This window comes from Paramagnetospirillum marisnigri (assembly GCF_001650715.1).
GTDB classification, from domain to species: domain Bacteria; phylum Pseudomonadota; class Alphaproteobacteria; order Rhodospirillales; family Magnetospirillaceae; genus Phaeospirillum; species Phaeospirillum marisnigri.
The window spans coordinates 1-14,391 of record NZ_LWQT01000077.1 but is presented as its reverse complement, the minus strand read 5'-3'; the positions used below and the strand labels follow the sequence as shown (position 1 = coordinate 14,391).

Annotated in this window: 11 protein-coding genes; 5 read left to right on the top strand and 6 right to left on the bottom strand. The window is 66.2% G+C overall.

Features of this window, described 5'->3' with window-relative positions:
- Positions 1 to 258 precede the first annotated feature (258 nt).
- Together A6A04_RS14390 and A6A04_RS14385 are read right to left on the bottom strand one after the other, a co-directional pair.
- Positions 259 to 1,437, bottom strand: coding sequence for a pyridoxal-phosphate-dependent aminotransferase family protein (locus A6A04_RS14390; RefSeq protein ID WP_068494052.1), 1,179 nt, complete (start codon positions 1,435 to 1,437; stop codon positions 259 to 261).
- Positions 1,434 to 2,465: a DUF2125 domain-containing protein gene (locus tag A6A04_RS14385; RefSeq protein WP_068494049.1), complete on the bottom strand. Its 1,032-nt coding sequence runs from the start codon at positions 2,463 to 2,465 to the stop codon at positions 1,434 to 1,436. The genes A6A04_RS14390 and A6A04_RS14385 overlap by 4 nt, the downstream gene beginning before the upstream one ends.
- Between A6A04_RS14385 and A6A04_RS14380 the strand changes: the two genes are divergently transcribed.
- On the top strand, positions 2,464 to 3,051 hold the full coding sequence (locus A6A04_RS14380; RefSeq protein WP_082914969.1) for a gamma-glutamylcyclotransferase: 588 nt from the start codon (positions 2,464 to 2,466) through the stop codon (positions 3,049 to 3,051). The two genes, A6A04_RS14385 and A6A04_RS14380, sit on opposite strands and share 2 nt — an antisense overlap.
- A 65-nt stretch (positions 3,052 to 3,116) precedes the next feature.
- Here A6A04_RS14380 and A6A04_RS14375 read toward each other — a convergent pair whose 3' ends face one another.
- Positions 3,117 to 5,087 (bottom strand): protein meaA, encoded by a 1,971-nt coding sequence (locus A6A04_RS14375; protein WP_068494047.1) that lies wholly within the window; start codon positions 5,085 to 5,087, stop codon positions 3,117 to 3,119.
- 219 nt (positions 5,088 to 5,306) lie between these two features.
- Between A6A04_RS14375 and ccrA the strand changes: the two genes are divergently transcribed.
- The 3 genes from ccrA (at position 5,307) to A6A04_RS14360 (ending at position 8,960) form a co-directional block, all read left to right on the top strand.
- Positions 5,307 to 6,563 (top strand): crotonyl-CoA carboxylase/reductase, encoded by a 1,257-nt coding sequence (gene ccrA, locus A6A04_RS14370; protein ID WP_068494045.1) that lies wholly within the window; start codon positions 5,307 to 5,309, stop codon positions 6,561 to 6,563.
- Positions 6,564 to 6,694: 131 nt separating this feature from the next.
- Entirely contained in the window at positions 6,695 to 8,356 is a 1,662-nt protein-coding gene (locus A6A04_RS14365; RefSeq protein WP_068494043.1) for an acyl-CoA dehydrogenase family protein, read from the top strand.
- Between the two features lie 13 nt (positions 8,357 to 8,369).
- Positions 8,370 to 8,960: a DUF6624 domain-containing protein gene (locus tag A6A04_RS14360; RefSeq protein WP_068494042.1), complete on the top strand. Its 591-nt coding sequence runs from the start codon at positions 8,370 to 8,372 to the stop codon at positions 8,958 to 8,960.
- Positions 8,961 to 8,964: 4 nt separating this feature from the next.
- Here A6A04_RS14360 and A6A04_RS14355 read toward each other — a convergent pair whose 3' ends face one another.
- Together A6A04_RS14355 and A6A04_RS14350 are read right to left on the bottom strand one after the other, a co-directional pair.
- Entirely contained in the window at positions 8,965 to 9,375 is a 411-nt protein-coding gene (locus tag A6A04_RS14355; RefSeq protein ID WP_068494040.1) for a rhodanese-like domain-containing protein, read from the bottom strand.
- A complete protein-coding gene (locus tag A6A04_RS14350; protein WP_068494037.1) occupies positions 9,375 to 11,171 on the bottom strand; it encodes a potassium/proton antiporter in 1,797 nt (598 codons plus the stop codon). Before A6A04_RS14350 ends, A6A04_RS14355 begins: the two co-directional genes overlap by 1 nt.
- A 125-nt stretch (positions 11,172 to 11,296) precedes the next feature.
- Here A6A04_RS14350 and A6A04_RS14345 point away from each other — a divergent pair, with 125 nt between their 5' ends.
- Positions 11,297 to 13,351, top strand: a complete 2,055-nt coding sequence (locus A6A04_RS14345) for a bifunctional aldolase/short-chain dehydrogenase (RefSeq protein ID WP_068494035.1) — start codon at positions 11,297 to 11,299, stop codon at positions 13,349 to 13,351.
- 254 nt (positions 13,352 to 13,605) lie between these two features.
- Here A6A04_RS14345 and A6A04_RS14340 read toward each other — a convergent pair.
- Positions 13,606 to 14,391: hypothetical protein (locus A6A04_RS14340; RefSeq protein WP_216636118.1), on the bottom strand; the 786-nt coding region annotated here is incomplete at its 5' end.

The window sequence follows — 14,391 nt, the reverse complement described above, 5'->3', positions numbered from 1 at the left end:
TCAACTCCGTTTCTGCTGAGAGGGGGGAGCGGGTGGCGCGGTTCAAACACCCTACTCCATGGTCAGGATAACCAATTCCCCGGCGGGAACAAGCCGCCGATTTACACCGCTTGGCGTTTGGTTCGACGTGTCTTGTCATCCCGAGCGGCAGCGAGGGATCTCGTCCTGGACCGGCTCTTCCTGCTTGGAAGCAGCATTCCAGGCGGAGTTCCCTCCTCCCGATGGTCGTCGGGATGACAGGTCAAATGGCGGCAGGAATTACACCAGCAGCAGGCGATTGGCCGCCGCCGCCGCCGCGCCGGGGGCCAGCGTCATCCCCTGGGCGATCAGGGCGGCTTCCAAAGCCGACAGGCAGGTGGTGACATGGTGCGGCGTGGCGCTTTGCCCCATCAGGCCGATGCGCCAGACCTTGCCGGCCAGGGCGCCCAGACCGGCGCCGATCTCAAGCCCGTGCTCGGCCAGCAGCCGGGCGCGCACGGCCGCCTCGTCCACGCCATCTGGCACCAGCACGGCGTTCAGTTGCGGCAGTCTCGCCGAGGGCTCCACCAGCAGTCCGAGGCCCATCACCTCGAGCCCCGCCAGTAGCGCCTGATGCATCATGGAATGCCGGGTCCAGGCATGCTCGATGCCTTCCTCGTGCAGCATGACCAGGGATTCGTGCAGCCCGTACAGCGCATTGATGGGGGCGGTGTGGTGATAGGCCCTTTTGGCGCCGCCTCCCCAATAGGCGGTCAGCAGGCTGAAATCCAGGAACCAGCTCTGCACCTTGGTCTTGCGGGTCTTCAGCACCTCCACCGCCCGATCGGAGAAGGTGACCGGCGACAGGCCCGGGGTGCAGGACAGGCATTTCTGGCTGCCGGAATAGACCGCGTCGGCGCCCCAGTGGTCCACCAGCACCGGAATGCCGCCCAACGAGGTCACGGCATCGACGATGGACAGCGCGCCATGCTCGCGGGCCAGTTCGCACAGGGAACGGGCATCGGATTCGACACCGGTGGAGGTCTCGGCATGGACGAAGGCAAGGGCCTTGGCGCCGGGATGGGCCTTCAAGGCGGCTTCCGCCTTTTCCAGGTCCACCGGCTTGCCCCAATCGTCCTCCACCACCACCGCCGTGGCGCCGCAACGCTCGACATTCTCCTTCATACGGCCGCCGAACACGCCGTTGACGCAGACCACCACGGTGTCGCCGGGTTCCACCAGATTGACGAAACAGGCCTCCATGCCCGCCGAACCCGGCCCCGACACCGGCAGGGTCAGGGCGTTGTCGGTGAAGAAGGCCTGCTGCAGCATGGCCTTGACCTGATCCATCATGACGATGAACTGGGGGTCGAGATGGCCGATGGTGGGGCGCGCCATGGCCGACAGCACCCGGTGATGCACGTCGGAGGGGCCGGGCCCCATGAGGATGCGGCTGGGCGGCTGGAACGGCTTGGTCATGGCGTCGGGACTCCGGGCAGGGGCAGCAGGGGCGGCAACCGCAGCAGCGGGAACTGACCGGCGGTCAGCACGCCGTCCTGCAGGGTCAGCGGCATGTTGAGCGTGGGGCGGCCCTGGGGATCGGGGCGGGCCATCAGGGCCAGCATGAAGCGGGCGGCCTCGGCGGCGCCGGGCTCGATGACTCCCGCCGCCACCAGCCGGGTGACCAGGTCGCCGCCGCCGCGGACCCGGGCCGAGGCCGACAACAGCGGCTGCAGGCCGGGATCGAGGGCGAAGGTGCCGTCGGCCTCCAGCCCCAGCGGTGCCCATTCCACCAGCGCCCGGTCGATCTCCACCGTGCCGCCTTCGCCACTCCATGCGGCCAGGGCGGTGGCGAAGCCGCCATCGGGCGGAGTTCCCATCATCCGGGCATTCAGGCGGATGGCGGCGACGCGGCGATCGAAGGGCAGGCCGGTCAGATCGGGCAGGCCGAGCCCGTCCAGCTCCAGGCGAAGGGTCAGGAAAGCGGCATGATGGCTGTGGTCGGCGGGGCGCGGCCAGTCCAGCCCCAACTCGACCCGGTCCAGGATCAGGGGATCGTATCCGGCCTGTTCCAGCGCCAGGGCGCTGCCCGTCACCGCCAGCGCCGCCAGTTGCCCCTCCAGGGTCAGGCGCGGCCGCGCCGTCAGGGTCTTGGCCGAGACCACGCCGGACCAGCCGAAGCCCGCCAGCCGGTGGAAGCCCGGCGCTTCCACCACCGGCTCCAGCGGCGATGTCAGGGGAACGCTGACCGAGAGTTGTTCCGCCGACCAGGCCAGCCCGAGGGGCGAGCGCAGTGTGACCGAGTCCAGCCGGGCATTCACCCGCGTGGGAAAGCCGCTCATGGCCGGTTCGGACAGCTCCACCGTCCAGCCCTCGGCCCGGCGGGCGGCGGCGAAATCGTCGATCCCCTTGCGCAGCAGCCCCGCCGCGTGGAACCAATAGGCGGCAATGCCCGCCCCCGACAGGGCGAGCAGGACGACAAGGATGATGCGGATACGGATGGACATGACGCCTGCCAGGGATGATCTCCCCTCAACCTCTACCCCGGCCGGGGACATCGGGCAAGCCGCTCCGCCATTCTGGGTGTTCGCCTATGGCTCGCTGATGTGGCGGCCGGACTTCCCTCATGTGGAGGAGAGCGGCGCCCGGCTCAAGGGCTATCACCGCGCCATGTGCATTCTGTCCAATCATTATCGTGGCACCCACGAGCGGCCGGGTCTGGTGCTGGGGCTCGATCGCGGCGGCTCGTGCCGGGGCCGCGCCTTCCGGGTGGCGGCCGACCTGGTGGACGAGGTGCAACGGATGCTCTTTGAGCGCGAGATGATCACCGGCGTCTATCTGCCCCGTTTCGTGCCGATCACCCTGGATGACGGGCGCAGGCAGGCGGCCTGGGCCTTCATCGCCCGGCGCGATCACGCACAATACGTGCCGCCCGACCAAGCCCGTGCCGTGGCGCTGATCCGTCAGGGCGAGGGCAAGGCCGGGCGCAGCCGCGACTACCTCGCCCAGACCGTGGCGGCGCTGGAGGGCCTGGGGGTGGAGGACAGGGCGCTGAAGCGTCTGCTGGCGCTGGTGGACCAGGGGGACGGTTAGGCGGCCGGGACGGCCGCGCTCCGCTCCGGTCATGAGGACGGAGCGCGGGCTTCCAGCCCGCTTTTCTACGCCGCCCGCTGGCCCAGCAGGCCGACGATATCGCCCATGATGGCGGTGATGTCGTAGTCCTTGGGGGTATAGATGCGGGCGCAGCCGGCGGCCAGCAGGGCCTTTTCATCTTCGGGCGGGATGATGCCGCCCGCGATGACCGGAATATCGCCCAGACCGGCGGCCTTCATGCGCTCCAGCACCTCGGTCACCAGCGGGATATGGCTGCCCGACAGGATGGACAGGCCGACCACATGGACGCCTTCCTCCAGCGCCGCGTTGACGATCTGGGCTGGGGTCAGGCGGATGCCTTCGTAGACCACCTCCATGCCCGCGTCGCGCGCCCGAACCGCGATCTGCTCGGCGCCGTTGGAATGGCCGTCCAGGCCGGGCTTGCCCACCAGCATCTTGACCCGGCGGCCCAGCTTGGCCGAGACCTTCTCCACCTCGGCGCGCACCGCGCTCATCTTCTCGCCCTTGACCTGCGCGGCGGCCCTGGCCACCCCGGTGGGCGCCCGGTATTCGCCGAACACGTCGCGGAGCGTCGCGGCCCATTCGCCGCCGGTCACCCCGGCATGGGCCGCCGCGATGGAGGGCTCCATGATGTTGCGGCCTTCGCTCGCCGCTGATTTCAGGGCGCTGATGGCGGCTTCCACTGCCTTGGCGTCGCGGGACGCCCGGAAGGCCTTGAGGCGCTCGATCTGTTCGGCCTCGGACTTGGGGTCGACGGTCATGATGGAGCCGTCGCCGGTGGTGAGCGGGCTGGGCTCGGTCTCGGTCCATTTGTTGACGCCGACCACGATCTGCTCGCCGGATTCGATGGCGCCGATGCGCCGGGCGTTGGATTCCACCAGCTTCTGCTTCATGTAGCTGGATTCCACCGCCGCGACCGCGCCGCCCATGGCGTCGATGCGCGCCAGTTCCTCGCGGGCGCCGACCTTCAATTCCTCGACCTTGCGGGTGACTTCGGTGGAGCCGTCGAAGATGTCGCCGAATTCCAGCAAGTCGGTCTCGTAGGCGACGATCTGCTGCAGCCGCAGCGACCATTGCTGGTCCCACGGGCGCGGCAGGCCCAGGGCCTCGTTCCAGGCGGGAAGCTGCACGGCGCGGGCGCGGGCGTTCTTGGACAGCACCACCGCCAGCATTTCCAGGATGATGCGATAGACGTTGTTTTCCGGCTGCTGCTCGGTCAGGCCCAGGCTGTTGACCTGGACGCCATAGCGGAAGCGTCGCGCCTTTTCGTCCGTGATGCCGTAGCGGGTGCGGCAGATCTCGTCCCACAGCTCGGTAAAGGCGCGCATCTTGCACAGTTCGGTGACGAAGCGGATGCCCGCGTTGACGAAGAAGCTGATGCGGCTGACCACCTGCTCGAAATCGGCCGCCGGGACCACCGGGCGCACGGTATCCAGCACCGCGATGGAGGTGGCCAGGGCGAAGGCCAGTTCCTGTTCCGGCGTCGCGCCCGCTTCCTGCAGGTGATAGGAACAGACATTCATGGGGTTCCACTTGGGAACCTCGCGATAGGTGAAGGCGATGACGTCGCTGGTCAGCTTCAGGCTGGGTTGCGGCGCGAAGATATAGGTGCCGCGCGACAGGTATTCCTTGATGATGTCGTTCTGGGTGGTGCCGTTCAGGCTGGACCGCGCCGCGCCTTGGCGTTCGGCGGTGGCGATATAGAGCGACAGCAGCCAGGCGGCGGGCGCGTTGATGGTCATGGAGGTGTTCATCTTTTCCAGGGGGATGTCCTGGAAAAGGGTCATCATGTCGCCAATATGGCAGACGGGGACGCCGACCTTGCCCACTTCTCCCTTGGCCAGGATGTGGTCGCTGTCATAGCCGGTCTGGGTCGGCAGGTCGAAGGCGATGGACAGGCCGGTCTGGCCCTTGGCGAGATTGGTGCGATAGAGCTTATTGGATTCCGCCGCCGAGCTGTGCCCGGAATAGGTACGAATCAGCCAGGGCTTCTCGCGGGCGGTCTTCTCGGTCATCGTGCGCTCCAATTTGCTCTTATTCAAAAAATGCCGGTTTGCCGGGGGTTTAGAGGGTGCGGCGACCTAAAATTTCTCGAAACCCCGACTTCGCGAAACAAACTATCATTTTGTGCATTGCGAAGGAAGCAACAAAACGCTAAAAGGCGGGGGTGCCGGACGCTCCCACAGGGGCGGCGTCGGCGAATTGTGGTCCCGACGGTGTTAAGGAGTTCTCAGATGAGCGAACAGGTGGTCAAGGATCTCTATGAAGTCGGTGAGATCCCGCCGCTCGGGCATGTGCCCCAGAAGATGTACGCCTGGGCCATCCGGCGCGAGCGTCACGGCAATCCCGACACGGCCATGCAGGTCGAGGTGGTGGACACCCCCGAGATCGACTCCCATGAAGTCCTGATCATGGTGATGGCGGCCGGCGTGAACTACAACGGCGTCTGGGCCGCCCTGGGCAAGCCGATCTCGCCGTTCGACTATCACAAGGCCGATTACCACATCGCCGGTTCCGACGCCTCGGGCATCGTCTACAAGGTCGGCTCGAAGGTGAAGCGCTGGAAGGTCGGCGACGAGGTGGTGGTTCACTGCAACCAGACCGACGGCGATGACGAGGAGTGCAACGGCGGCGATCCGATGAATTCGCCGAGCCAGCGCATCTGGGGCTACGAGACCCCCGACGGTTCCTTCGCCCAGTTCGCCCGCGTCCAGGCCCAGCAGGTCATGGCGCGTCCCAAGCACCTGACCTGGGAAGAAAGCGCCTGCTACACCCTGACGCTCGCCACCGCCTATCGCATGCTGTTCGGCCATCGTCCGCATGTGCTGCGTCCCGGCCATAACGTGCTGGTGTGGGGCGCCGCCGGTGGCCTGGGCTCCATGGCCATCCAGCTGATCGCCGTCTCGGGCGCCAACGCCATCGGCGTGGTCTCGGAAGAGGACAAGCGCGAATTCGTCCTCGGCCTCGGCGCCAAGGGCGTGATCAACCGCAAGGACTTCGACTGCTGGGGCCAGCTGCCCGACGTGGACGGCGATCCCAAGGTGTTCTCCGACTACATGAAGAAGACCCGCGAGTTCGGCAAGGCCATCTGGGACATCACCGGCAAGGGCAACGACGTCGACTTCGTGTTCGAGCATCCCGGCGAGGCCACCTTCCCGGTGTCCTGTAATGTCGTGAAGCGCGGCGGCATGGTCGTGTTCTGCGCCGGCACCACCGGCTACAACCTGACCTTCGACGCCCGTTTCGTGTGGATGCGCCAGAAGCGTATCCAGGGCAGCCACTTCGCCAACCTGCTGCAGGCCGCCCAGGCCAACCAGCTGGTGATCGAACGCCGCATCGACCCCTGCATGTCCGAGGTCTATTCCTGGGACGACATCCCGCTGGCCCATATGCAGATGCTGAAGAACCTGCACAAGCCGGGCAACATGGCGGTGCTGGTCCAGGCCTTCAAGCCCGGCCGCTACACCGTCGAGGACTGCATCGAGGGCTAAGACGCCCGTTGAACGGCCGATGGATTGCCGGGTCATGCCCGGCAATGACGAAACAAGAGTATCGTCATGCCCGGACTTGATCCGGGCATCCTCGTGCCGGGCCCATTTTTCTTTAGGTAAGGACGCCGCCCATGACCGCCATCCTGCTTCCCGACCTGATCCCCACCTGTGAAAAGGCCCTGGCCGTGGTGGACAAGCTGCGCCTTGTCGCCAAGGACTCCGTGACCGCCATGGTCAGCAAGGGCGGCAAGATCGACAGCGCCCTGTTCGAGGCCAACCAGACCGCCGCCCACGGCTATGCCTGGCTGGCGACCTATGTGGCGGCGCTGGAGCAGATGCTGGGCTGGGCCAAGCGGCTGGAGGCGGCGGGCAAGCTGGGCGAGCTGGAGACCCTGATGCTCCAGGCGGCCTATGGCGAATATCTCTGTCAGATCCATGGCGGCATTCCCATGAGCCAGGGCGAGATCATCCGCCCCGCCGATCTGGGCCTGGATTCTCCCACCCGCCACGCCCACACCTCGGCCGAGACCTCGGCGCTGATGCATGGCGGCTGCACCGCGGCGGTGCGCACCCGCATCGCCGAACTGGTCCGCGACGGCCATCATTTCGGCGATTCGGGCCTGGAGGACGAGACCCTGGTGCTGATCCGCGATCAGTTCCGCAGCTTCGCCGAGAACGAGGTCATCCCCCATGCCCATGAATGGCACCTCAAGGATGAACTGATCCCCATTGAGGTGGTGGACCATGTTGCCGAGATGGGCGTGTTCGGCCTGACCCTGCCCGAGGAATACGGCGGCCTCGGCCTGGGCAAGATGTCCATGTGCGTGGTCACCGAGGAACTGTCGCGCGGCTATATCGGCGTCGGCTCGCTCGGCACCCGTTCCGAGATCGCGGGCGAGCTGATCCGCCTCGGCGGCACCGAGGAGCAGAAGCAGGAATGGCTGCCCAAGATCGCCACCGGCGAGATTCTGCCCACCGCCGTGTTCACCGAGCCCAATACCGGCTCCGACCTCGGCTCGCTTCGCACCCGCGCCGTCAAGGACGGCGACTCCTATGTGGTGACCGGCAACAAGACCTGGATCACCCATGCGGCGCGCACCGACGTCATGACCCTGCTGGTGCGCACCGATCCCGCCACCAAGGATTGGAAGGGCCTGTCCATGATGCTGGCGCCCAAGCCGCGCGGCACCGAGGATAATCCCTTCCCGGCCGAGGGCATGACCGGCGGCGAGATCAAGGTTCTCGGCTATCGCGGCATGAAGGAATACGAGCTGGGCTTCGACGGCTTCAAGGTCCCGGCCGCCAATCTGCTGGGCGGCGTCGAGGGCCAGGGCTTCAAGCAACTGATGGAAACCTTCGAATCGGCCCGCATCCAGACCGCCGCCCGCGCCGTGGGCGTCGCCCAATGCGCCATGGAGACCGGCCTGAAATACGCCAATGACCGCGTCCAGTTCGGCAAGCCCATCTACGAGTTCCCCCGCGTCGGCGGCAAGATCGCCTGGATGGCGGTGGAAACCATGATCGCCCGCCAGCTCACCTATTTCTCGGCGCGCGAGAAGGACGAGGGCCATCGCTGTGACATCGAGGCGGGCATGGCCAAGCTGCTGGCGGCGCGCGTCGCCTGGGCCAATGCCGATAACGCCCTGCAGGTCCATGGCGGCAACGGCTATGCCGAGGAATACCCCATCTCGCGCGTGCTGTGCGACGCCCGCATCCTCAACATCTTCGAGGGCGCGGCGGAAATCCAGGCCCAGGTCATCGCCCGTGGCCTGCTGAGCGGGGCGCGCGGCTAGGAGCCCCCTCGCGGTGGTCAAGCCGTTCCGTCACCGTCTGCTGACGCTGAAGGACGCCGAGCTCTCCCTGCGGGCCGAACTGGCCCAGTCGGGAGAGCCGGTGGGCGGCTATGCCCCGGCGCTGCGCCGCCTGCACGAGGCCAATGCCCGCGAGTTGGAACTGATCATCGACGACGAGGGCTGGCCCACTCCCGACGCCGCCGGCGAGGATGGCGCCGAGGCCGCCTGGCTGATCGCCATGCACGCGGTATCGCGGCCCAGCTTCATGCGGCGTTGCCTGGGTCTGCTCAAGGGCGCCGCCAACCGGGGCGAGGTGCCTCCGCGTCAGGCCGCCATGCTGGAGGATCGGATCCGCGCCCTGGAAGGCCGCCCCCAGCGCTACGGCACGCAACTGGACTGGCAGGACGGGGTGCTGACGCCCTTGGCGGTGGAGGAGCCGGAAACGGTGGATGCCCGGCGTGCCGCCGTGGGGCTGGCGCCCCTGGCCGAAACCATCGCCACCGCCCGCGATTCCGCCCGCCATGACGGCGCGCCGCCGCCCGAGGAATGGGAAGCCTCGTCCGAGGTGCTGGAAGCCCTGGCCCGGGACGTGGGCTGGCGGTAGGCCCTCAGCCCTTATGCTCGCGGCTGGGCTTGTCGCCCACCGGGCCACCGGCGTCCTTCCAGGCGCGGAAGCCGCCTTCCACATGGGCGACGGGGGCGAGGCCCATCTCCTGCACCGCCTTGGTGGCCAGGGCCGAACGCCAGGCCGACTGGCAATAGAACACGAAGCGCTTGCCCGACCCGAACACCTCCTTGAAATAGGGGCTGGTGGGGTCGATCCAGAATTCCAGCATGCCGCGCGGCGCGTGGAAGGCGCCGGGAATCACGCCTTCGCGTTCCAGCTCGCGCGGGTCGCGCAAATCCACGAACACCACCTCGGGATCGCCATGCAGGGCGATGGCGGCGGCGGTGGGAATGGTCTCGACCACCGCGTTGGCCTCATCGATCAATTGGCGATGGGTTTTTACCAGGGCCATCAGGTCACTCCCTTCTTGAGCCAGCGTTTCATCATGGCTTTCAACTCGGTGCGGGTCTGGAACACCGGCAGCTTGGGCGCGTCGACGGCGGTGGGCTCCACCGCCAGGCCGATTTCCGAAATGCTGTCATCCCAGTCCAGGCCGCGCACGATCAGTTCCACCTCGCCCAGCGTCACCCGGTCGCCGATACCGGGGGCATGCCCAAGCTCGCGGATTACCCAATGGGCGATGCTCATGTCGAAATCCATGGCCGGGACCGGCAGGCCGTAGGATATGGCCAATTCCTTCATATGGATGCCCGGCGCCAGGGCGAAGTCGCCGAAAAAGCGGCGGTCGGCCTCGGCCGCCGGGGCGGCGCTGGCGAACAGCCGGTCGAGATGCGGCACCCGCTCGGGCCGGGCGAACAGATAGGCGGTGTCGCCCGGCTGCAACTGCCCGGCGGCGAAGGCGCTGTAGGACCGGCTGTCGCGCACCACCAGCGACGGTTCGGCCCAGCGCGGCAGGCGATGGCCGCGCGCCACCAGGGAATCGGCGACGATGCGATAGGCCACCAATTCGTGCCGGGCGCCGGGGATTTCCAGCTCCATGCGTTCCACCGGGCCGATGCGCTTGGGCACGATCTGGCCGAGGAAGCGGGCGACCACGCCGATGGTCCAGCCCTGCAGCCCCAGGCTGACCAGCACCACCAGGAAGGCCAGGATGAAATAATCGCGGCCATGGGCCAGCCCCATCATCATGGGGACGATGGACAGCAGGACCGAGACCGAGCCGCGCAAGCCCACCCAGGCGACGAAGGCGGTCTCGTTGCGCTTGAAGCCGAAGGGCAGCAGGCAAAGCCACGCCGCCAGCGGCCGCGCCACGAAGATCAGCACCCCCGACACCGCCAGGGCGGCGGGGGCGAAGGCGGGGAACTCCGATGGCGTCGCCAGCAGTCCCAAGGTCAGGAACATGACGATCTGGGCCAGCCAGGTCAGGCCGTCCTGGAAGCGGCGCATGGTCTCGGGCGCGTTGATCTGGGCATTGCCCGCCACCAGTCCGGCGATATAGACGGCGAGGAAGCCGCTGCCATGCAGCACGCCCGCCACCGCGAACACCACCATGGCCAGCGAGATGGCGGCCAGGGGCTGCAGTCCGCGCTCGAATCCCATGCGATTGAGGGCCAGCACGATCAGCGCGCCGCCCGCCATGCCCACCGCCGCACCGACGGCGAATTCCATGACCAGATCGGCCAGCACCATCAGCGGCGAGGCCTTGGCCCCCGAGGCCAGCAGCCCCACCAGGGCCAGGGTCAGGAAGATGGCCATGGGATCATTGCTGCCCGATTCCACTTCCAGGGTGGATCGCACGCGGTCACGCACATGGATGCCGCCGACGCGCAGCAGGAAGAATACGGCGGCCGCGTCGGTGGAGGCGAGGATGGAGCCCATCAGCGCCGATTCCAGCCAGCCGAAGCCCATCAGGTAATGCACCGGGACGGCCACCACCGATGTGGTCACCACCACCCCCAGTGTCGCCATGGAGATGGCGGGCCAGGCGGCGGCACGGAAGGCCTTGACGCTGGTGTGGAAGCCGGAATCGAACAAGATGACGGCCAGGGCGACGCTGCCGATCAGATAGGCCGCCTGGACATCGTCGAAATGCAGCCCGCCCAGCCCGTCCTCGCCCGCCACCAGGCCGACGCAGAGGAACACCAGCAGCAGCGGCGCCCCGATGCGGAAGCTGAGCAGGCTGGAAAAGATGGACAACGCCACCAATCCCGAAACGATCAGGATGGAGACGTTCATGGACTCGAGCATCGGCTTCCCCTTGTCGATCACCTAGTACATAGGACAGATAACGGCCCCTGTCGAACCCTCGCGGCCGTGACAGCGCCGAAAAACCCGGCTATGAATGCCCCGCCCCACATCCTTTCGAGGTCGCCATGAAGTCGCTGTGGTCCGAGACGCAAGCCGAATCCTTCGTCGCCAAATACGCCACCCAGGGCGTCAACCGCGATCTGGCCCTTCGCGTCTACACCACCCGGCTGCTGGGCGGCGACCCCAAGCTGGTGCTGCATGGCGGCGGCAACACCTCGTGCAAGACCACGGTGAAGGATCTGCTGGGCGAGGATGTGCCGGTACTGTGCGTCAAGGGCTCTGGCTGGGACATGGGCGATATCGAGCCGGCCGGTCTGCCCGCCGTGCGGCTGGCGCCGCTCCTGACCCTGCGCCGCCTGGAAAAACTGTCCGACGAGGACATGGTGGACTTCCAGCGCGGCAATCTGATGACCTCGTCCTCGCCGAATCCGTCGGTGGAGACGCTGCTGCACGCCTTCCTGCCCCACAAATTCATCGACCACACCCATTCCACCGCTGTGCTGTCCCTGGTGGACCAGCCCGACGGCGAGGCCCTGGCCCGCGAGGTCTACGGCAAGAAGATGGGATATGTCCCCTATATCATGCCCGGCTTCGCCCTGGCCAAGAAGGCGGCCGAGGTCTTCGAGCAGGACCCTACGGTGGAAGGCCTGATCCTGCTCAAGCACGGCATCTTCACCTTCGCCGACGATGCCCGCACCGCCTATGAGCGCATGATCACCCATGTCTCCGCCGCCGAGGCGCGCCTGACGCAGGGGCGCAAGACCCTGGTCCCGGCCGCCGGTCTGCCCCAGACCCCGGCGCCGCTGGCCGAGGTGGCGCCGATCCTGCGCGGCCTGCTGGCCATGGACCGGGGCGAGGGCGACTTCAAGCGCTGGGTGATGGATTTCCGCGCCTCCGACGCCATCCTCGCTTATGTCAACGGCGCCGAGGTATCGCGCTATTCCCAGCAGGGCGTGGTCACCCCCGACCACACCATCCGCACCAAGAACTGGCCGGTGGTGCTGCCCGCCCCCGAGGCGGGCAAGCTGGCCGAATGGACCGAGGCGGCCAAATCCGCCATCGACGGCTTCATCGCCCGCTACCACGCCTATTTCGCCGCCAACAACGCCCGCCAGGACGTCAAGAAGACCGAGCTGGACCCCATGCCCCGCGTCGCCCTGGTGCCGGGTCTGGGGCTGTTCGGCATCGGCGCCTCGGCCAAGGATGCGGCCATCGCCGCCGACATTGCCGTCAATACGGTGGAAAGCGTCAGTGACGCCGAGGCCATCGGCCGCTTCCAGCCGGTGTCCGAGGATCATCTGTTCGACCTGGAATACTGGTCGCTGGAACAGGCCAAGCTGGGCAAGGGGGCGGAAAAGCCGCTGGCCCGTCAGGTGGCGGTGGTGACCGGCGGCGGCTCCGGCATCGGTGCCGCCACCGCCAAGGCCCTGGCCAAGGAGGGCGCCGAGGTGGCGGTGCTCGACCTCGACCCCGACGCCGCCAAGGCGGCGGCCAAGGCCTGCGGCGGCAAGGCCCTGGGCCTGGCCTGCGACGTCACCGACCCGGCCAGCGTGCGGGCCGCCTTCGACGCCGTGGTGACGCGCTTCGGCGGGATCGACGTGGTGGTCAGCAATGCCGGCGCCGCCTGGCAGGGCACGGTGGGCACGGTGGCGGACGAGGTGCTGCGGCACTCGTTCGAGCTGAACTTCTTCGCCCATCAAAGCGTCGCCCAGAACGCGGTGCGGGTGATGACCGCCCAGGGCACCGGCGGCGCCCTGCTGTTCAACGCCTCGAAGCAGTCGGTCAATCCGGGCAAGAATTTCGGCCCCTACGGCCTGCCCAAGGCCGCCACCCTGTTCCTGATGAAGCAATACGCCCTGGATCACGGCAAGGACGGCATCCGCTCCTGCGCGGTCAATGCTGACCGCATCCGCTCGGGCCTGCTGACCGCCGAGATGATCGCCAGCCGGTCCAAGGCCCGCGGCCTGACGGAAAAGGACTACATGGCGGGCAATCTGCTGGGCCGCGAGGTCGCCGCCGAGGACGTGGCCGACGCCTTCGTCTGGCTGGCCAAGGCGGGCAAGGTCACCGCCTGCACCGTCACCGTCGATGGCGGCAATATCGAGGCATCGCTGCGTTAGAGCAGGAAAAGCGGGCGGGGACGCCCGCGCTCCATGGGGGAGGCGTTATGTCGGTTTGCGCATAAGACGAGAATCCCCGCTCCAGCTTCATTGCCATCCATCGCTCACCGCACCGCATAAGTCAAAGTCCCCGCCCCGCATTAGATGAGAATTCCGGCAAGAGGTTGCATAAAAGATGAGAATTTCCGCGCATCTCGGAGCCGACGCTGTCTCCATTTCGCAGGTGAATGGTACTCAACGCCTCGGCTCCTACGTTATGGCCTCCCGAGCATGTCCGCGACCTTCACCGCATATCTATCGGTCATCCCAGAAATAAAGTCGGTTAACGAATGCAGGGCGTCGTACGAGCTAGTGAGGGAATCCGTTGGGAATCTCAGCGCCCTTACAACCTGCACATGATAGGAACTTAGCTTGCTTGCATCCCAGCCGACCAAACTTAATTCGTCCAGCAGAGGCAAGAGCCCGTCAAGAGCACGATAGACTACGTTGCGACCGTAGACCTCCAGCTCAGTTTTTCGGGCGGCCGTAAAAATTCGGCTCTTTGCAATCTTATTTATGTTGTTAATTTCTCCCGCCTTGCTCGACGCCTCTACTAAGGAAGTCTGGAAATCTCCTGTCATAATAGCAGCGTAGTTATCTTTGAAGGCCTCAACGCAAGCCGAGATTGCCCCTCCGATCGCTAGAGCCCTGTATCTTGATACTATTTCTGATTCGCTTTGGTCTGGATAGGCCTTATTCGACTTGGGAGCGATTTCTTCGAGTAAACCGATGACCAGATCGAAGGCGATGTCCCCCGCGAGATAGGCGTCTTCAAGGTCCATGATGTTGTAACAAATGTCATCAGCGGCCTCCATTAAGAAGGTCAGGGTGACCCTCCCCCCGTGAATGGCTCCAGGTTGAATGTAATAATTCAACTGACCATGAAGGGGACATTCCATGCCGAAGAAGAGACATTGACCCTCCCCCCGTGAATGGCTCCAGGTTGAATGTAATAATTCAACTGACCATGAAGGGGACATTCCATGCCGAAGAAGAGACAT